The following is a 17,193-nucleotide window of genomic DNA, read 5'->3' as shown; positions in this document are numbered from 1 at the left end:
CGTTTTTCGACAAGGGCCGCCCTGCCAAGTCATTCCATCAGGCGGACCTAATCCTGTTTTTTCGCCTGTTTGGCAAGGGGGTGATGGTTCTGCACGAGGTCGTGAAGCCGTTCTTCCAGCACATGCGTATAGATTTGTGTCGTGGAAATGTCTGAATGGCCGAGCAGTTCCTGCACGGCGCGAAGGTCGGCGCCGTTGGCGAGCAAATGACTGGCGAAGGCATGGCGCAGCACGTGCGGCGAAATCGCCGCCACCCGGATGCCTGCCCGCGCCGCGAGGCTCTTGAGGTCGCGGGCAAAGACCTGCCGCGGCAGATGGCCGGTCTTGCCATTGGAGGGGAACAGCCAGGGGCTGTCCGCACCGTCTTCCTGCAGTTGTTCGCCATAGGCGCGCATGGCGCGGATCGCCGCCTGCGACAGCGGTACGAGCCTTTCCTTGTTACCCTTGCCGCGAATTATGAGGAAACGCCCGTTCTGCGCAAGCACGCTTGCCGGAAGCGACACGAGCTCGCTGACGCGCATGCCTGTCGCATAAAGGAGCTCGATCAGCGCGTGCATGCGCAAATTCGCCATCGCATCGCCCTTGCCGGACTTCGCCTCCGCTTCCGCCTGACCGATCAGCCGGGTGACGTGCTCGATGCTCAGCGTCTTGGGGAGTGTGCGGGCTTTCTTCGGCGCGTCGAGGATGCCCGTCGGGTCGTCCGTGCGCAGCCCCTCAGCATAGAGGAACTTGTAAAATTGCCGGAGCGCCGAGAGCCGCCGCGCTTGCGATGACGATTTGAAGCCCTGGCCTGCGAGATGGGAGAGATAGCTTCTGAGATCGTCGGCCGAGGCGTCGGTGAGCCCGGTGCCGCGCGAGCGCAGGAAGGAACGCGCGTCCTTGAGGTCGCGCTCGTAGGATTGCAGCGTGTTTACCGCCGCTCCACGCTCGGCGCTCATCATTTCCAGAAAGGATTCGACATAGGCTGCGGACATATCCGTCATTGCGGCTTGTTGACCCGTTCCGAGGGAATGCGCACCGTCACGTCCCGCTCAACCGGGTCGACGAAAGTGACGAGCGCCACCATCGCGCCATAGACCATGCCGGCCCCGACGGCGCAGATGAACAGGAAGCGGAAGAGGGTGGGCATTCAAGTCTCCTCTGCATGGCGCCGGAAAGGAACGGTACGGCATCGGATCATGCCGTCTGTTCGAAGCGTTACCACGATCGCTGCAGTCGAGCAGGGCGTTTCGCTGGCGCGGATGCGTGATCTATATGAACGGGCCCGCCCTGAAGTTCAAGAAGCCCGCGCGACACCAAGCGACGGCTTGACGCTCCCCGCCGTTTTGTCGATACCGGAGAGGAATGGGGAATTTGAAGCGCAATGAACGATGTGACCGAACCGGTTTCCGCGACGCTGGCCGAAAGGGCGAAGCGCACTCTCGGTAAGCGTAATCTCGTTTTCATCGGCCTGATGGGGGCGGGTAAATCGGCAATCGGTCGGCTGACCGCCCAGGCGCTTGGCGTTCCTTTCGTCGATTCCGACCACGAGATCGAGCGGGTCTCGCGCATGACGGTCAGCGATCTCTTCGCAACCTACGGCGAGGAAGAGTTCCGGGCGCTGGAAGCCCGCGTGCTGAAGCGCCTGCTCAGGTCCGGCCCGCGGGTGGTGTCGACCGGCGGCGGCGCCTATATCAATGAGCGCTCGCGGCGGCATATCAAGAAGGGCGGCCTGACCATATGGCTCAACGCCGAGCTGGACGTGCTATGGGAGCGGGTGAACAAGCGCGACACGCGGCCGCTTCTGAAGACCGAGAATCCGAAGCAGACGCTCGAGAACCTGATGCGCGCGCGCTATCCGATCTATGCCGAGGCGGACCTGACCGTTCTCTCGCGTGATGTGAAAAAGGAAGCGATGGTCGAGGAGGTTCTCGCCGCCATCGCCGATCATCAGAAAGCCTGAAGCCATGACCAGCCATGTGATGCCAACCGCCGAGCGCAGGGTCCGCGTCGATCTCGCAGAGCGTTCCTACGATATTCTCATCGGCTCCGGTCTGATCGCCGCGGCAGGCCGGGAGGTCGCTTCCCGGCTCAAGGGCCGGAAGATGGCGGTCATCACCGACGAGAACGTCGCGCCCCGCTACCTCGAACCGCTTATGGCGAGCCTCGGGGAAAGCGGCATCGAGGCTGTCTCCCTGATCCTGCCGGCAGGCGAGAAGACCAAGAGCTTCGAGCATCTGATCCCGGTTTGCGAGGCCATCCTCGGCGCCAGAATCGAGCGCAACGACGCGGTGATCGCGCTCGGCGGCGGCGTGGTCGGCGATCTTACCGGCTTTGCCGCCGGTATCGTCCGCCGCGGTTCGCGCTTCATCCAGATTCCGACATCGCTGCTGGCGCAGGTCGATTCCTCGGTCGGGGGGAAGACAGGGATCAATTCGCCGCACGGCAAGAACCTGATCGGCGTCTTCCATCAGCCGGACCTCGTCCTCGCCGATACCGCCGCGCTCGACACGCTGAGCCCGCGCGAGTTCCGCGCAGGCTATGCCGAGGTCGCGAAATACGGGCTGATCGACAAGCCGGATTTCTTCGAATGGCTCGAGGAAAACTGGCAGGCGGTTTTTGCAGGCGGACCCGCCCGGATCGAGGCGATTGCCGTCAGCTGCCAGGCAAAGGCTGACGTCGTTGCCGCGGACGAGCGCGAAAACGGACGTCGCGCCCTCCTCAATCTCGGCCATACCTTCGGCCATGCGCTGGAGGCCGCCACCGATTACGACAGCAAGCGGCTGGTGCATGGGGAGGGCGTTGCGATCGGCATGGTTCTGGCGCATGAGTTCTCAGCCCGGATGAATCTCGCGAGCCCTGACGATGCGCGGCGCGTGGAGGCCCATCTGAAAACCGTCGGCCTGCCGACGCGCCTGGCCGACATTCCCGGGGCGTTGCCGCCGGCCGATCGGCTGATGGAGGCGATCGCCCAGGACAAGAAGGTGAAGGGAGGCAAGCTCACCTTCATCCTTACGAGGGGCATCGGCCAGTCTTTCGTGGCGGACGACGTGCCCTCCTCGGAGGTGTTGAGCTTTCTTACGGAAAAGCACCCGCGATGACCGATGTGCTACTGGGCTTTCTGACGGAATATTGGCTGTCGCTGCTTTCCGTTATTTCCCTTCTCGTTATTTCCGCCTTTTTCTCCGGCTCGGAGACGGCGCTGACCGCGGCCTCGCGCTCGCGGATGCATACGCTGGAGAACAACGGCGATGAGCGGGCCGGCATGGTCACCCGGCTGATCGAGCGCCGCGACCGTCTGATCGGGACGCTGCTCATCGGCAACAACCTCGTCAACATTCTGGCCTCGTCGCTGACGACGAGCCTGCTGATCGGCCTCTTCGGCGATTCGGGCGTGGCGATCGCCACCGTCGCCATGACGGTACTGCTCGTCATCTTTTCCGAGGTCCTGCCGAAGAGCTGGGCGATCGCGTCGCCGGACCGGTTTGCGCTGGCGGTTGCGCCTTGGGTCCGCCCCTTCGTTGTCGTCGTGGGTCCGGTATCCTCCCTCGTCAACGCAATCGTCAGGCGCATCCTGCACCTCTTCGGCATCAATCTTTCTTCCGACTTGCCGATGCTCACCGCGCATGAGGAACTGCGCGGCGCGGTCAATCTGCTCCACCGCGAAGGGTCGGTCATCAAGGCGGACCGCGACCGGCTCGGCGGGGTGCTCGATCTCGGCGAGCTCGAAGTTTCCGACGTCATGATCCACCGGACAGGCATGCGGGCGATCAATGCGGATGACCCGCCCCAGACCTGCGTGCGCGAGATCCTCGAAAGTCCGTTTACACGCCTGCCGTTGTGGCGCGGCTCGGCCGACAACATCATCGGCGTCGTCCATTCCAAGGACCTGCTCCGGGCGCTCGCCGAGCCGAATGTGGAGCCCGAGACGCTCGATATCGTCAAGATTGCGCAGAAACCCTGGTTCGTTCCGGATTCGACCAATCTCAAAGACCAGCTCAATGCCTTCCTGCGCCGCAAGCTGCATCTTGCCATCGTGGTCGACGAATACGGCCAGGTGCAGGGGCTCGTCACGCTGGAGGATATTCTCGAAGAGATCGTCGGCGACATTGCCGACGAGCACGACATCGACATCCAGGGCGTACGTCAGGAAGCCGACGGTTCGATCGTCGTCGATGGTTCCGTGCCGATCCGCGACCTCAACCGGGCGCTGGACTGGTCGTTGCCGGACGAGGAGGCGACGACAGTTGCCGGCCTCGTGATCCATGAATCGAAGAGCATTCCGGAGGAACGGCAGGCTTTCACGTTCTATGGGAAGCGTTTCACCGTGATGAAGCGCGTGAAGAACCGGATCACCAAGCTGCGCATCCGCGCGGCCGAGGACGAGGGGCAGGTGGGTTAGGGCACCGTAAAGAGAAGTGCGCAGCGGCGGCTCAGCGACGCACCCTCTGCCTTTTGCACTTCACCACCGCGTCGGTTCCCCCGGCGCTGCGGGTTCCACCGCCAAAGCATGGAGGCCGGCATCGAGCTCCGGCTTCAGCAGATCGTTTATTGCGCGATGGCGCGCCACACGGCTCATGCCGGTAAAGGCGCTCGAAACGATGCGGACGCGCATATGCGTTTCGCCGCCGCCGTCGAATTCCGGCTGGTGACCGGCATGCTGACCGCTCTCATTGATCACCATCAGCCGCTCGGGATGGAAGGCTTCCACGAGCTTCTCTTCGATGCGGCGTTGCAGCGACATATTTTCAGTCCCATTTCCCTGTTTTGTTGCGGGGGCTGGAGCCAGGCGGCAGCATCATCCGCGCAATGCAAAATGCCCGCACAAAGCCAGCAACATTCCGTTTTGTCAATTCTTGTTGTGGCCCTCTGCAAACCCCATAATGTGCGTCATGAAGCTCGATTCAAAATATTTCGACCGCATCCGAACGCGCCCCCGGGGTCAAGCGCGCGTGGAGCCGTCCGCGCCGGTGTGCCAATGGGATGGCTGCGACAAGACGGCGGTCCATCGGGCTCCCGTCGGGCGCAATGCCGAGGGCGAGTATTTCATGTTCTGCTTCGAGCATGTGAAGGAGTACAACAAGGGCTACAATTATTTTTCCGGCCTCTCCGACACCGAGATCGCCCGCTACCAGAAGGAAGCGGTGACCGGCCATCGTCCGACCTGGACGGTCGGCGTCAACAAGAGCGCCCGCAACGGCCCGACACAGTCGCAGACGCGTTCCGGCTCCGCCGGCGCACAGGCGCGCATGCGAGATCCTTTCGGATTTTTCAACGAGGCGCGCGCCCGACAGGCACGGCACGAGCCGCGCCTGCGCAAGCTGAAGACGCTCGAGGCGAAGGCCTTCGAGACGCTGGGCCTTGCGGCCTCGGCGACGACCGCCGACATCAAGGCGGCATACAAGGAGCTCGTCAAGAAGCACCACCCCGACGCAAATGGCGGAGACAGGGGATCGGAAGACCGCTTCCGGGCGGTTATTCAAGCCTACCAATTGTTAAAACAGGCTGGTTTCTGCTAACAACCCGGATTATGACAGAAGCACTATCTGCAGGCGAATGCGCGGGTGCCGGCGGGCGTCCGCTCTGGAGTTATGATGAGCAAGATTGACCTCGACATTTCCAACCTCCCCGACACGACGGTCTCTGTCCGGGAGGCTTTCGGCATCGACACGGATTTGCGCGTTCCGGCCTATTCGAAGGGCGATGCCTATGTGCCCGAAATCGACCCGGACTACCTCTTCGATCGCGAGACGACGCTCGCCATTCTCGCCGGCTTCGCCCACAACCGGCGCGTGATGGTTTCCGGTTATCACGGCACCGGCAAGTCGACCCATATCGAGCAGGTCGCGGCGCGGCTCAACTGGCCATGCGTGCGCGTCAACCTCGACAGCCATGTCAGCCGCATCGATCTCGTCGGCAAGGACGCGATCGTCGTCAAGGACGGGCTTCAGGTGACCGAGTTCAAGGACGGCATTCTGCCCTGGGCCTATCAGCACAATGTCGCGCTCGTCTTCGACGAATATGATGCCGGCCGGCCGGACGTCATGTTCGTGATCCAGCGCGTGCTGGAGTCCTCCGGCCGCCTGACGCTGCTCGACCAGAGCCGCGTCATCCGCCCGCACCCGGCCTTCCGATTGTTTGCGACGGCAAACACCGTCGGTCTCGGCGACACGACCGGCCTCTATCACGGTACGCAGCAGATCAACCAGGCCCAGATGGACCGCTGGTCGATCGTGACGGCGCTCAATTATCTGCCGCACGACAAGGAAGTCGATATCGTTTCCGCCAAGGTCAAGGGTTTCGTCGCCGACAAGGGCCGCGAAACGGTCTCCAAGATGGTTCGCGTCGCCGACCTGACCCGTGCCGCCTTTATCAACGGCGACCTGTCGACCGTCATGAGCCCGCGTACAGTCATCACCTGGGCCGAGAACGCCTATATCTTCGGCGACATCGCCTTTGCGTTCCGCGTGACTTTCCTCAACAAGTGCGACGAGCTGGAGCGGGCGCTGGTCGCCGAGCATTATCAGCGCGCCTTCGGCGTCGAACTCAAGGAGAGCGCTGCCAACATCGTGCTGGAAGCGACCGCCTGAAAATCGATGTGCTCGCATAACGGCCGATCCGGTTGAAGAAGGAATTGTCGTGAGTTCGAATTCCAAGGCGAAACCGACTACGAGGGAAAACGCCGCCGAACCGTTCAAGCGGGCGCTTTCCGGCTGCATCCGGTCGATCGCCGGCGATGCGGAGCTGGAGGTCGCTTTCGCCAATGAGCGGCCCGGAATGACAGCCGAACGCATCCGGCTGCCGGAGCTCTCCAAGCGCCCGACCCGCCAGGAACTGGCGGTGGCGCGCGGCCTCGGCGATTCCATGGCGCTGCGCAAGGCCTGCCACGATGCTCGGGTCCATGCGACGATGTCGCCGCAAGGGGCGGACGCGCGGGCGATCTTCGATGCGGTCGAGCAGGCGCGCGTCGAGGCGATCGGCGCACTCAGGATGCCGGGCGTGGCGGGCAACCTCTCCTCCATGCTCGAGGAGAAATACAGCAAGGCGAATTTCGCTGCCATCGACGTTCAAGCGGACGCGCCGCTCGAAGAGGCGGTGGCACTGCTCGTGCGCGAGAAATTGACCGGGGAGAAGCCGCCGGAGTCGGCTGGTCAGGTCCTCGACCTCTGGCGCGACTTCATCGAGCAGAAGGCCGGTCCCGACATGCGCAATCTGGCGGGTACGATCAACGACCAGCAGGCTTTCGCCCGCGTCGTGCGCGACATGCTGTCTTCGATGGATGTTGCCGAGAAATACGGCGAGGACGATAACGAGCCGGACGAGCAGGAGAGCGAGACCGACGAGGACCAGCCGCGCAGCCAGGAGCAGGACGAAAACGCCAGCGACGAGGAAGAAGGCTCCGACGCCGCGCCCGCCGACGAAAACCAGTCTGCCGAGGAGCAGATGGAAGAAGGCGAGATGGATGGCGCGGAAATTTCCGACGACGATCTCCAGGACGAGAGCGACGAGGACAGCGAAACGCCCGGCGAGGTGAAGCGGCCGAACCATCCCTTCGCGGATTTCAACGAGAAGGTCGATTATTCCGTCTATACCCGGGAGTTCGACGAAACCATCGCCTCCGAGGAGCTCTGCGACGAGGCGGAACTCGATCGGTTGCGCGCCTTTCTCGACAAGCAGCTCGCCCATCTCCAGGGCGCGGTCGGACGCCTCGCAAACCGCCTGCAGCGCCGCCTGATGGCACAGCAGAACCGCTCCTGGGAGTTCGATCTCGAAGAGGGCTATCTCGACTCCGCCCGCCTGCAGCGCATCATCATCGATCCGATGCAGCCGCTCTCCTTCAAACGCGAGAAGGACACGAACTTCCGCGACACGGTCGTCACGCTCCTGATCGACAATTCCGGTTCGATGCGCGGCCGCCCGATCACCGTCGCCGCGACCTGCGCCGATATTCTTGCGCGCACGCTGGAGCGCTGCGGCGTGAAGGTCGAAATCCTGGGTTTCACAACCAAGGCGTGGAAGGGCGGACAATCGCGCGAGAAATGGCTTGCCGGCGGCAAGCCTCAATCGCCGGGCCGCCTCAACGACCTGCGTCACATCATCTACAAGTCCGCCGACGCGCCCTGGCGTCGAGCGCGCCGCAATCTCGGCCTGATGATGCGCGAGGGACTGCTCAAGGAAAACATCGACGGCGAGGCGCTGATGTGGGCGCATGATCGTCTTCTGGCGCGGTCCGAGCAGCGACGCATCCTGATGATGATCTCGGACGGAGCGCCGGTCGACGATTCCACCCTTTCGGTCAACCCCGGAAATTACCTCGAGCGGCATCTGCGCGCCGTTATCGAGCAGATCGAGACGCGCTCGCCGGTCGAACTGCTTGCGATCGGCATCGGCCATGACGTCACACGCTACTATCGCCGCGCCGTGACCATCGTCGATGCGGACGAACTGGCGGGGGCGATGACGGATCAGCTTGCGGCGCTCTTCGAGGACGAGAGTATGCGCCGCCGCCCGGGCGGAGCACGTCGCGCCGGTTAACGGATTTCCGGCCGCGGCCACCCGTAAGGTCATTCTTCAGATGTTCTGCCGAAACATTGCCGTGCTTTTCCTGCTGATTTCGGCTGCTGTCGCGCGCGCGGAGCCGGCGCGCGAGATCGTTCCGGTCAAGAGCCGGCAGATATCCCAGTTCAAGGTCGGCTCCGGTCAAACGGTCTTCGGCGCGCTCGAGTTCATGGGCGGCATCGAGATGACGTCGGCCAACCCTTTGTTCGGTGCGCTGTCGGCCATCCGGTTTCTGCCGGACGGCCAGTCCTTCGTCGCGGTGATGGACACCGGCCATTGGGTCGAGGGGGCCGTCATCCGCGACGATGCCGGCGGGCTCGAAGGGCTGACCGATCTCAAGGTCACGCCGATGACCGACGCGACGGGCGAAGCGCAGCTCGAGAAATGGCGCGTCGATTCCGAAGGGCTGGCCCTGCGCGAAGGTCAGGCGATCGTCAGCTTCGAGCAGTCGCCACGCATCGAAATCTATCCTTTTCCCGGCTTCGCCGAGGCGCGTCCCCTGGGGCAGATGACCCTGCCGTTCTCCGTCGAAGAGCTGCGCAGCAATGGCGGCATCGAGACGATCGCGATCGCGCCGAAGAACGGCCCGCTTCGCGGCGCGGCCGTGGTCGTCTCCGAGCGCAGCGTCGACAAGGCGGACAATCTTTTTGCGGGGATATTGGAGGGGCCGATGAAAGGCGCCTTCACGGTCGTGCGCGCGGATCCCTATTCGGTAACCGACGGCGCCTTTCTGCCGGATGGCGACCTGCTTCTCCTCGAGCGGCGATTCAATTTCGCCTCCGGTCTCGGCATGCGTGTTCGCCGTATCGCCGCGGGGAAAATCCGACCTGGCGCCGTGGTCGACGGCGACGTCATGCTCGAAGCGGACATGAGCTATCAGATCGACAATATGGAGGCGCTCGACGTCATCTCGTGGCCTGACGGCGAGATCCGGCTGATCCTGGTCTCGGATGACAACCACTCGATCCTCGAGCGAAACCTGATGCTCGAGTTCCGGCTGATCAAGTGAAACGGGGCCGAATGCCCCGCCGCTCCAATGCTTTGAACCACGCACTTCCGCATGCGGAAGTGCTCTGAGGGTTTCAGGCGGTTGCTTTTGCCGCCGGCATGGGTTTGACGACGCTCATCAGTGCGCCATAGGGAAGCAGCAGGACGATACCGCAGAGGATCTTCACCGCGAGATCGCCGAGCGCCCAGGAAACCCAGCGGGGGGCGTCGACGCTGAGCAGGCCGAGAACGGGCGCGGTTTCCAGCGCAAAGCCGTCATTCGCACCCAAGAACACGAAGAACGGGGCGAAGGCGAAAGAGAAGAACATCGCCGTATCGAGGGCCGAACCGATCAGCGAGCCCGCGAGCGGCGCCTGCCACCAGGTCTGGCGCCTGAGCCGGTTGAAGATCGAGATATCGAGAAGCTGGCCGAGCAGGAAGGCTGAACCGGAGGCGATCGCGATGCGCGGCGTCGCGGCGAGAACGGAGAGCATGACGGCGACGGCGAAGCCGGCAACGACGACGCGGCGCGCGATTCGCGGCCCGAACTGGCGATTGGTCAGGTCTGTGACGAGGAAGGCGAAGGGATAGCTGAAGGCGCCCCAGGTCAGGAGGTCGCCCAGTTGCATCCCGGCGATCGAACCGGGGAGCGGATACTGGACGAGGAAGTTCGACGCCACGACCACGAAGGTCATCAGCGCCACATAAAGGTAGAACGTACGGTTGATCAGCATTTTTTTATCCTGGGTTATGCCACCAGTTGACGGATGCGCAGGCAGGTGCTTGCGCGGCGATGGACGACACGAGAAAAAGGCTTGCCGGGCAAACCCGCAAGCCTCTTCAAGATATCGGCAGAAGTACCGGCGCTATCAGGCGGCTTCGGCAGCCTTCTTGACGATCTGACGACGCAGCAGGCGGGCGCGCATGCTGAGCTCATTCTCGTCGGCCTTCAGCAGGAAGGCGTCGAGACCGCCGCGGTGTTCGACCGAGCGGAGAGCCGCAGCGGAAACGCGCAGGCGGAAGCGCTGGCCGAGAGCATCGGAAATCAGCGTGACGTTGCACAGGTTCGGCAGGAACTTGCGCTTGGTCTTGTTGTTGGCATGGCTGACATTGTTGCCCGACTGGACGCCCTTGCCGGTCAATTCGCAACTACGGGACATGGTACACCTATTCTCTTATCGCCGCCGGACAATGCGGTAGCGGGCCCAGAGCCCAGGCCGCGTTCCTGTTGGCCATTATTGGAAAGTCGCGGTTCTATAGTCACAGGTGGCCCGCCAGTCAAGTCAAACCTTTGCATTCCCGAGCGATCGGGGCGATTTCGCCTGTTCCGCACTCATAAGCACGGCCGTTCCGGCGCGCAAGACGCATTCCAAGAGAGCGGCCGATGCGCTATCTTTTCCATGGGGACTGCGCCAGATTTCGAGCGGGCGCATTTATGCCGCAAACCGCCTGCATTCCGGGGGATTGCGACATAAATGCGCCGGCTGTCTTCGGATCGGCAAGTCGCTGAAACACTGTGAACCGCTGCATGGAGTTGTGAGCCGGTCCGGTATCAGGGCCATGCAGCAGAGAATGGGGCTTTCGGGCATGAAGTTGTGCATTGGTTTTCGCGCGCCGGCACTCCTGGCCGCCATGATGTTTTCCACAGCCCCGCTTGCTGCGGAAGTCTCGCATCAGACGGACTACAGCATCGCGCTCGCCGGCCTGCCTTTGGCGCGCGCATCGTTCCACACCGAGGTCGAAAAGAATCGCTACACGATTTCGGGAACCCTGAATTCCGCGGGCCTCGTGGATATCATCAGCCGCACCACGGGGCAGACGCGTGTCTCCGGAGTAATCGACCGCGACCATCTCCGGGCAAGCGAATATTCCATGTCCTACCGCAGCGGCCGGAAGGGCCGGGCCATCAATGTGAGCTTCCGAAACGGCAATGTCGTGCGCGCGAGCATGGTTCCGAAGCGTAATCCACTGCCGAAGAACTGGGTGCCGGTCACGAGCCGGGACATGCGCAATGTGCTGGACCCGCTTTCCGGTCTGCTCATTCCGGCAAAAGCCCGGGTCTGCCCCAACACGCTGCCGATCTTCGACGGGGAATCCCGGCTCGACATAAGACTGTCTCCGAAGGGAACGCGAAACTTCAAAACCAGGGGATTCGAGGGCGAAGTGATCGTCTGCGGCATCCGCTTCGTACCGAAGGCGGGGTACCGGAAGGGCCGCGAGGACGTCGAATATCTGCGCCGCCTGGGAACGATGGAGATCTGGTACGCGAGGGCGAACGGCGTGGACGTCTATGCTCCGGTCTATGCCCGCATACCGACGAAGATCGGAGCGGTCACGGTTTCGGCGACGCGCTTCGGCGATTGAGCCCGCCGTTGGGATTCCAGGGCTCTTCCTGACGGGCCCCCGAGAATCGCACTCCCTCTTTCCGGAATCACCTAAGCGCGATAGATCAGTGCGATTCGGTGGGGTGCTGGCCGCGTCCGCCGAAGTCTACATGTTTGATCAGCAGGGCCGCGGAGGGGGGAATGAAGTTCAAGGCAACGCTGATCGGTTTCACCGCGATCCTCATGTGGTCGCTGCTGGCGCTCTTTACTGCCGCATCCGGCAAGATGCCGCCGTTCCAACTCTCCGCCGTCTGCTTTCTCATAGGCAGTCTGCCCGGCATCGCCGTCCTGGCGTCGAAGCCCGAGCGCCTCGCACTTCTGAAGCAGCCGGCAAGGGTGTGGATCATCGGCATTGCCGGTCTCTTCGGCTACCACTTTCTTTATTTCACGGCGCTTCGCAATGCGCCGGCCGTGGAGGCGGGGCTCATCGCCTATCTCTGGCCGCTCTTCATCGTTGTCGGCTCGGCGCTGCTGCCGGGCGAGAAGCTTCGCTGGCACCATGTCGCAGGCGCCCTTGCGGGGCTCATCGGAACGATCCTGATCGTTGCGCGCAACGGCATCGCCTTCGATGACGCCTATGCACTCGGTTACGGCGCAGCATTCCTCTGCGCCTTTACCTGGTCCGGCTATTCGCTGATCACGCGCCGCTTCGATGCGGTATCCACAGATGTCGTGACCGGTTTCTGCCTTGCGACGTCCGCTCTGTCCTTCCTCTGCCATCTCGGACTCGAAACGACGGTCTGGCCTGAAACCACCTTCGAGTGGCTCGCCGTGGCGGGGCTTGGCCTGCTGCCGGTCGGTGCCGCCTTCTATGCCTGGGACTACGGCGTGAAGAACGGTGACATCCAGTTCCTGGGCGTTGCGAGCTATGCGGCGCCGGTGCTTTCGACCCTGATCCTCATTCTGTTCGGCTTTGCCGAGCCGTCCTGGCGGATCGTGGCTGCCTGCCTGCTGGTGACGGGCGGCGCCGTGCTTGCGGCAAAGGATATGATCTTCCGAAAGGGCAGGGCCACGCTGCCTGCGGAGTAGAACTCACTCCTCAGCCGGCCGCCAATCGGGGTGCGCCATTTCGAAGGCGGCGAAGTCGAAGCCGGGTGCGACGGTGCAACCGACGAGCGTCCACTCCCCAAGCGAAGTGGCGGATTGCCACCAGCCGGCGGGAACGACCTGTTGCGGTCTTTCGCCGCCGAGCAGGTCGGGACCGAGCCGGGTCTGCGAAGCGGGCCTGCCCGGCTCGGCGATGCTGAGCTCGAGCGGCGCGCCGGCGTAGTAGTGCCAGACCTCGGCGGCATCGTGGACCCGGTGCCAATGCGAACGGTCGCCCCGTTCGAGAAGGTAGTAGATGGCCGTCGAGTGGCCACGCGCGCCACCATTGGCATCGCGGAACGTCTCCCCGTACCAGCCGCCTTCCGGGTGCCGGGCGAGACCCAGCGTTTCAATGATAGCCGCCGCCGTCATTTCCCGAGCCGCCATTTAGAAATTGTCCTTACGCTTTCGTATTTCCGCGAAGACGGCGGCATCGCTCGCCTTTTCCATGCCGAGCAGCGCGCGGATCTTCGGATCGCCGGCGCGCAGGAACGGGTTTGTCCGCTTTTCCAGGCCCATCGTCGTGGGCGCGGTGAAGCCGCCATCTGATCGGGTCTCCTCGATCTCGGCCGCACGCTCCTTCAAAGCCGTATTTTCCGGATCGACCGTGACGGCGAAATGGGCATTGGCAAGGGTGTATTCATGGCCGAAATAGATGGCCGTGTCGTCGGGAAGCGCCATCAGCCGGCTCAGCGATTGCCACATCGTTTCGGCCGTTCCCTCGAAGAGACGGCCACATCCGAGCGCGAAAAGCGTATCGGCGGCGAAAAGCAGCCTGTCCTCGGGCAAATGGTAGCAGACGTGGCCGGAGGTGTGCCCCGGCGTTTCGATGACATCGACCGGATGGCCGGCGAAGTCGAAGCGTTCGCCATGTCCCACGGATCTGTCTATGCCGGGGATCTTCGGCGCTTCGTTCTTCGGCCCGATGATGGTGAGGCCGAAGCGTTCCTTCAGGCTGGCATTCGCAGCCACATGATCACCGTGGTGATGCGTGGTGAGGATATGCGTCAATTGCCATCCGCGCCGTTCGAGCGCGTCGAGGATCGGCCGCTCCTCCGGTGCATCGATCGATGCCGTAGCGCCGCTAAGCCGGTCGTGGAGGAGCACACCGTAATTGTCGGTGCGGCAGAGAAAGAGATCGAGTTCGAGCGCGGCCATGTTTTGGTCCTCCGATCGGTGTGGGGCATCGGAAAGCGGCGATCCCGCCCGGTTCGAATGTAGCGAGGCTCGCCTTGAAGTCTACCGCCTGGAGTCTAACATGTTGCCCATGCACACCGATATCGTCGATCTCCGCCAATTCTATCACTCCGAGCTCGGCCGCATGGCGGAACAGTCGGTCAGCTCAGCCCTTGCTTCCATCTGGGCACGCCTGCCCGAGGAAAGGCTCCTTGGGCTCGGCTATGCGGTGCCCTATCTCGAGCGCTTCCGTGCCGATACGGAGCGGACCTTCGCCTTCATGCCGGCCGGGCAGGGTGCGGTGAACTGGCCGGTCGCAGACCTGTCCTCGACGGCACTGGTCTTCGACGAGGAATTGCCGCTGCCCGATGCCTCGATCGATCGCGTATTGATGGTCCATTCCCTGGAATTTGCCGAAAGCCCGCGCGAAACGATGAAGGAGATCTGGCGCGTGCTGGCGCCCGGCGGACGTCTGATCATCGTGGTACCGAATCGCCGCGGCGTCTGGGCACAGATGGAGCACACGCCCTTCGGCTCGGGGCGGCCCTATTCCCGCGGGCAGCTGACCGCGCTCTTGCGCGAGACCAACTTCACGCCCGGCGCCACGACGGAGGCGCTCTTCTTTCCGCCCTCGAAGCGCAAGCTTGCCCTTCGGCTGCGCCACGGTCTGGAACGGTTCGGCCGATCGCTCTGGCCGGTCTTTTCGGGGGTGATCATCGTCGAGGCGCAGAAGCGGCTTTATCAGGGCCTGCCGGTGGCCGCACGCGCCTCGCGCCGCGTCTTCGTCCCGGTGCTGGCGCCGCGGGGCGTGCCCAGCACGCGCAGTCGGACAACGAAAGCGCCGTAGGTCGCAGTCTGCCGCCCGTCACCGCTTTGCCTCCTCCCACCGGCCGCCGTCACGTCGCACTCGACAAATATCACCGTCCCCGGTATTGGCTGGACCGCATTCTTCCCGTGAAAGCTGGTCCGATGAATCTTGCCCTGAAAAGCCCTGCGCCGCGTTCCGGCATCCTGGACATCGCCGCCTATGTGCCGGGCAAGGAACATGCGCCCGGCGTCGCCAAGGTTCACAAGCTGTCGTCGAACGAAACGCCGCTCGGCGCGAGCCCGCGCGCGATCGAGGCTTTCCAGAAGGCGGCTTTCAATCTCGAACGCTACCCGGACGGTCAGGCGAATGCGCTCAAGGAAGCGATCGCGGCGGTTCACGGGCTCAACCCCGCCAACGTCCTTTGCGGCAACGGGTCGGACGAACTGCTCGGTCTTCTCTGCCATACCTATCTCGGTCCCGGCGACGAGGGGATCGTCACCGAACACGGATTTCTCGTCTACAGGATCCAGATCACCGCGTCGGGCGGGATACCCGTCACGGTCAAGGAGAGAGACGAGCGCGTCGATGTCGATGCGATACTCGCGGCCGTGACCGAGCGGACGAAGATCGTCTTCATCGCCAATCCGGCAAATCCGACCGGCACCTATATCCCCGTCGACGAGGTCCGGCGTCTGCATGCGGGCCTGCCCGCCGGCGTCTTGCTGGTGCTCGATGCGGCCTATGCGGAATATGTACGGCGCAACGACTACGAGGCGGGACTGGAGCTCGTTTCGTCCAACCGCAACGTGGTGATGACCCGAACCTTTTCGAAGATCTACGGCCTTGCCGGTCTGCGCATCGGCTGGATGTACGCGCCGCGCGACGTGGTGGAGGCGTTGGACCGCGTCCGCGGTCCCTTCAATCTCAACGCGCCCGCGATCGCCGCCGGCGCCGCGGCGATCCGCGATCAGGCCTTCGTTGCCGCGGCGGCTGACCACAATCACACCTGGCTGGCAAAGGTCGGTCAGGCACTGACGGATATCGGCCTGCGCGTCACCCCCTCGGTCACCAATTTCGTGCTGATTCACTTCCCTGAGGAAGCGGGCATGTCGGCCAGCGACGCGGATGCCTATCTGACGAGCCGCGGCTTCATCCTGCGCGCCGTCGGCGCCTACGGTTTCCCCAACGCGCTGAGAATGACGATCGGCTTGGAAGAAGCGAATGAGGGCGTGGTCGCGGCACTGACTGAATTCATGGGACGGAAATGATGGCTCAGCAGTTCGAAACCATAGCCCTCATCGGCATCGGCCTGATCGGATCGTCCATCGCCCGGGACGTTCGCGAGAAGCAGCTCGCCGGTACGATCGTGGTCACGACGCGCAGCGAAGCGACGCTGAAGCGCGCCGGCGAGCTGGGCCTCGGCGACCGCTACACGCTTTCGGCGGCCGAGGCTGTCGAGGACGCGGATCTCGTCATCGTGTCGGTGCCTGTGGGGGCATCCGGCGCAGTCGCCGCCGAGGTCGCAGCCCATCTGAAACCGGGTGCGATCGTCACCGATGTCGGTTCGACCAAAGGATCGGTCATCGCGCAGATGGCGCCGCACCTGTCCAAGGACGTCCATTTCGTGCCCGGTCACCCCATCGCGGGTACCGAGCATTCCGGCCCGGATGCCGGCTTTGCGGGCCTCTTCCGCGGGCGCTGGTGCATTCTGACGCCGCCGGCCGGCACGGACGAAGACGCGGTCGCCAGGCTCAGGCTGTTCTGGGAAACGCTCGGATCGATGGTCGACGAGATGGATCCGGAACATCACGACAAGGTGCTGGCGATCGTTTCGCATCTCCCGCATATCATCGCCTACAACATTGTCGGCACCGCGGACGATCTGGAAACGGTGACCGAGTCCGAAGTGATCAAATACTCGGCCTCGGGGTTCCGTGACTTCACCCGCCTTGCCGCTTCGGACCCGACCATGTGGCGCGACGTCTGCCTGCACAACAAGGACGCGATCCTGGAAATGCTCGCCCGCTTCTCCGAGGATCTCGCCTCCCTGCAACGCGCGATCCGTTGGGGCGACGGCGACAAGCTCTTCGATCTCTTCACCCGCACGCGGGCGATACGCCGCTCGATCGTTCAGGCCGGTCAGGACACCGCCATGCCCGATTTCGGCCGGCACGCGATGGATCAGAAGTAGGCTGCGGGAAGCCGGCTGCGAAG

General features: G+C 63.4%; 19 protein-coding genes. 12 read left to right on the top strand and 7 right to left on the bottom strand.

Annotated elements, in window-relative coordinates; translation table 11 throughout:
- Window positions 1-47: 47 nt before the first annotated feature.
- Complete coding sequence (gene xerD / locus ACTJKL_RS03780) at window positions 48-983, bottom strand: site-specific tyrosine recombinase XerD (protein WP_440852213.1); 936 nt, start codon at window positions 981-983, stop codon at window positions 48-50.
- The gene (locus ACTJKL_RS03775) at window positions 980-1,129 is read right to left on the bottom strand and encodes a hypothetical protein (protein WP_018096896.1); all 150 of its coding nucleotides are present in this window, start codon (window positions 1,127-1,129) and stop codon (window positions 980-982) included. The genes xerD and ACTJKL_RS03775 overlap by 4 nt, the downstream gene beginning before the upstream one ends.
- A gap of 234 nt (window positions 1,130-1,363) precedes the next feature.
- Here ACTJKL_RS03775 and ACTJKL_RS03770 point away from each other — a divergent pair, with 234 nt between their 5' ends.
- The 3 genes from ACTJKL_RS03770 to ACTJKL_RS03760 are packed head-to-tail and all read left to right on the top strand — an operon-like array spanning window position 1,364 to window position 4,381.
- The gene (locus tag ACTJKL_RS03770; RefSeq protein WP_003527461.1) at window positions 1,364-1,942 is read left to right on the top strand and encodes a shikimate kinase; all 579 of its coding nucleotides are present in this window, start codon (window positions 1,364-1,366) and stop codon (window positions 1,940-1,942) included.
- A gap of 4 nt (window positions 1,943-1,946) precedes the next feature.
- The gene (gene aroB / locus ACTJKL_RS03765; protein WP_100674167.1) at window positions 1,947-3,080 is read left to right on the top strand and encodes a 3-dehydroquinate synthase; all 1,134 of its coding nucleotides are present in this window, start codon (window positions 1,947-1,949) and stop codon (window positions 3,078-3,080) included.
- Window positions 3,077-4,381, top strand: coding sequence for an HlyC/CorC family transporter (locus tag ACTJKL_RS03760; protein ID WP_100674168.1), 1,305 nt, complete (start codon window positions 3,077-3,079; stop codon window positions 4,379-4,381). Before aroB ends, ACTJKL_RS03760 begins: the two co-directional genes overlap by 4 nt.
- A gap of 60 nt (window positions 4,382-4,441) precedes the next feature.
- On the opposite strand, the gene ACTJKL_RS03755 is transcribed toward ACTJKL_RS03760, so the two are convergent.
- Window positions 4,442-4,723: a BolA family protein gene (locus ACTJKL_RS03755; protein WP_100674169.1), complete on the bottom strand. Its 282-nt coding sequence runs from the start codon at window positions 4,721-4,723 to the stop codon at window positions 4,442-4,444.
- Between the two features lie 139 nt (window positions 4,724-4,862).
- Between ACTJKL_RS03755 and ACTJKL_RS03750 the strand changes: the two genes are divergently transcribed.
- From ACTJKL_RS03750 to ACTJKL_RS03735, 4 genes are all read left to right on the top strand, one after another.
- Window positions 4,863-5,498, top strand: a complete 636-nt coding sequence (locus ACTJKL_RS03750; RefSeq protein ID WP_100674170.1) for a J domain-containing protein — start codon at window positions 4,863-4,865, stop codon at window positions 5,496-5,498.
- A 75-nt stretch (window positions 5,499-5,573) separates the two neighbouring features.
- Window positions 5,574-6,569, top strand: a complete 996-nt coding sequence (gene cobS, locus ACTJKL_RS03745; protein WP_003527456.1) for a cobaltochelatase subunit CobS — start codon at window positions 5,574-5,576, stop codon at window positions 6,567-6,569.
- A 49-nt stretch (window positions 6,570-6,618) separates the two neighbouring features.
- Entirely contained in the window at window positions 6,619-8,514 is a 1,896-nt protein-coding gene (gene cobT, locus ACTJKL_RS03740; protein WP_018096901.1) for a cobaltochelatase subunit CobT, read from the top strand.
- Between the two features lie 40 nt (window positions 8,515-8,554).
- Window positions 8,555-9,547, top strand: coding sequence for an esterase-like activity of phytase family protein (locus ACTJKL_RS03735; RefSeq protein WP_440852212.1), 993 nt, complete (start codon window positions 8,555-8,557; stop codon window positions 9,545-9,547).
- Between the two features lie 73 nt (window positions 9,548-9,620).
- On the opposite strand, the gene ACTJKL_RS03730 is transcribed toward ACTJKL_RS03735, so the two are convergent.
- Both ACTJKL_RS03730 and rpmB read right to left on the bottom strand, forming a co-directional pair.
- Window positions 9,621-10,259, bottom strand: coding sequence for a VUT family protein (locus ACTJKL_RS03730; protein ID WP_100674172.1), 639 nt, complete (start codon window positions 10,257-10,259; stop codon window positions 9,621-9,623).
- A gap of 135 nt (window positions 10,260-10,394) precedes the next feature.
- Window positions 10,395-10,685, bottom strand: a complete 291-nt coding sequence (rpmB, locus tag ACTJKL_RS03725; protein ID WP_003527451.1) for a 50S ribosomal protein L28 — start codon at window positions 10,683-10,685, stop codon at window positions 10,395-10,397.
- A gap of 412 nt (window positions 10,686-11,097) precedes the next feature.
- Here rpmB and ACTJKL_RS03720 point away from each other — a divergent pair, with 412 nt between their 5' ends.
- Entirely contained in the window at window positions 11,098-11,889 is a 792-nt protein-coding gene (locus ACTJKL_RS03720) for a DUF3108 domain-containing protein (protein ID WP_198516874.1), read from the top strand.
- Between the two features lie 161 nt (window positions 11,890-12,050).
- A complete protein-coding gene (gene yddG / locus ACTJKL_RS03715) occupies window positions 12,051-12,938 on the top strand; it encodes an aromatic amino acid exporter YddG (RefSeq protein WP_275597408.1) in 888 nt (295 codons plus the stop codon).
- Between the two features lie 3 nt (window positions 12,939-12,941).
- Here the strand turns inward: yddG and ACTJKL_RS03710 are convergent, their stop codons facing one another.
- Window positions 12,942-13,382 carry a cupin domain-containing protein gene (locus tag ACTJKL_RS03710; protein WP_440852211.1) on the bottom strand — a complete coding sequence of 147 codons (441 nt, stop codon included), beginning with the start codon at window positions 13,380-13,382 and terminating at the stop codon, window positions 12,942-12,944.
- The gene (gene gloB / locus ACTJKL_RS03705; protein ID WP_440852210.1) at window positions 13,383-14,153 is read right to left on the bottom strand and encodes a hydroxyacylglutathione hydrolase; all 771 of its coding nucleotides are present in this window, start codon (window positions 14,151-14,153) and stop codon (window positions 13,383-13,385) included.
- A 100-nt stretch (window positions 14,154-14,253) separates the two neighbouring features.
- Between gloB and ACTJKL_RS03700 the strand changes: the two genes are divergently transcribed.
- From ACTJKL_RS03700 to ACTJKL_RS03690, 3 genes are all read left to right on the top strand, one after another.
- A complete protein-coding gene (locus ACTJKL_RS03700) occupies window positions 14,254-15,018 on the top strand; it encodes a class I SAM-dependent methyltransferase (RefSeq protein WP_100674177.1) in 765 nt (254 codons plus the stop codon).
- A gap of 122 nt (window positions 15,019-15,140) precedes the next feature.
- Window positions 15,141-16,247: a histidinol-phosphate transaminase gene (gene hisC / locus ACTJKL_RS03695; protein WP_440852209.1), complete on the top strand. Its 1,107-nt coding sequence runs from the start codon at window positions 15,141-15,143 to the stop codon at window positions 16,245-16,247.
- Window positions 16,244-17,170, top strand: coding sequence for a prephenate/arogenate dehydrogenase family protein (locus tag ACTJKL_RS03690; RefSeq protein WP_440852208.1), 927 nt, complete (start codon window positions 16,244-16,246; stop codon window positions 17,168-17,170). The genes hisC and ACTJKL_RS03690 overlap by 4 nt, the downstream gene beginning before the upstream one ends.
- Window positions 17,171-17,193: the final 23 nt, after the last annotated feature.

This window comes from Sinorhizobium sp. 22678 (assembly GCF_052044265.1).
Taxonomy (GTDB): Bacteria; Pseudomonadota; Alphaproteobacteria; order Rhizobiales; family Rhizobiaceae; genus Sinorhizobium; species Sinorhizobium meliloti_A.
This window is presented reverse-complemented; position numbering and strand designations above follow the sequence as displayed.

Bases quoted from the DNA above. Each gene is read 5' to 3' on its own strand.
- xerD (WP_440852213.1), bottom strand. From the start codon at position 983: ATGACGGATATGTCCGCAGCCTATGTCGAATCCTTTCTGGAAATGATG.
- ACTJKL_RS03775 (WP_018096896.1), bottom strand. From the start codon at position 1,129: ATGCCCACCCTCTTCCGCTTCCTGTTCATCTGCGCCGTCGGGGCCGGC.
- ACTJKL_RS03770 (WP_003527461.1), top strand. From the start codon at position 1,364: ATGAACGATGTGACCGAACCGGTTTCCGCGACGCTGGCCGAAAGGGCG.
- aroB (WP_100674167.1), top strand. From the start codon at position 1,947: ATGACCAGCCATGTGATGCCAACCGCCGAGCGCAGGGTCCGCGTCGAT.
- ACTJKL_RS03760 (WP_100674168.1), top strand. From the start codon at position 3,077: ATGACCGATGTGCTACTGGGCTTTCTGACGGAATATTGGCTGTCGCTG.
- ACTJKL_RS03755 (WP_100674169.1), bottom strand. From the start codon at position 4,723: ATGTCGCTGCAACGCCGCATCGAAGAGAAGCTCGTGGAAGCCTTCCAT.
- ACTJKL_RS03750 (WP_100674170.1), top strand. From the start codon at position 4,863: ATGTGCGTCATGAAGCTCGATTCAAAATATTTCGACCGCATCCGAACG.
- cobS (WP_003527456.1), top strand. From the start codon at position 5,574: ATGAGCAAGATTGACCTCGACATTTCCAACCTCCCCGACACGACGGTC.
- ACTJKL_RS03735 (WP_440852212.1), top strand. From the start codon at position 8,555: ATGTTCTGCCGAAACATTGCCGTGCTTTTCCTGCTGATTTCGGCTGCT.
- ACTJKL_RS03730 (WP_100674172.1), bottom strand. From the start codon at position 10,259: ATGCTGATCAACCGTACGTTCTACCTTTATGTGGCGCTGATGACCTTC.
- rpmB (WP_003527451.1), bottom strand. From the start codon at position 10,685: ATGTCCCGTAGTTGCGAATTGACCGGCAAGGGCGTCCAGTCGGGCAAC.
- ACTJKL_RS03720 (WP_198516874.1), top strand. From the start codon at position 11,098: ATGGGGCTTTCGGGCATGAAGTTGTGCATTGGTTTTCGCGCGCCGGCA.
- yddG (WP_275597408.1), top strand. From the start codon at position 12,051: ATGAAGTTCAAGGCAACGCTGATCGGTTTCACCGCGATCCTCATGTGG.
- ACTJKL_RS03710 (WP_440852211.1), bottom strand. From the start codon at position 13,382: ATGGCGGCTCGGGAAATGACGGCGGCGGCTATCATTGAAACGCTGGGT.
- gloB (WP_440852210.1), bottom strand. From the start codon at position 14,153: ATGGCCGCGCTCGAACTCGATCTCTTTCTCTGCCGCACCGACAATTAC.
- ACTJKL_RS03700 (WP_100674177.1), top strand. From the start codon at position 14,254: ATGTTGCCCATGCACACCGATATCGTCGATCTCCGCCAATTCTATCAC.
- hisC (WP_440852209.1), top strand. From the start codon at position 15,141: ATGAATCTTGCCCTGAAAAGCCCTGCGCCGCGTTCCGGCATCCTGGAC.
- ACTJKL_RS03690 (WP_440852208.1), top strand. From the start codon at position 16,244: ATGATGGCTCAGCAGTTCGAAACCATAGCCCTCATCGGCATCGGCCTG.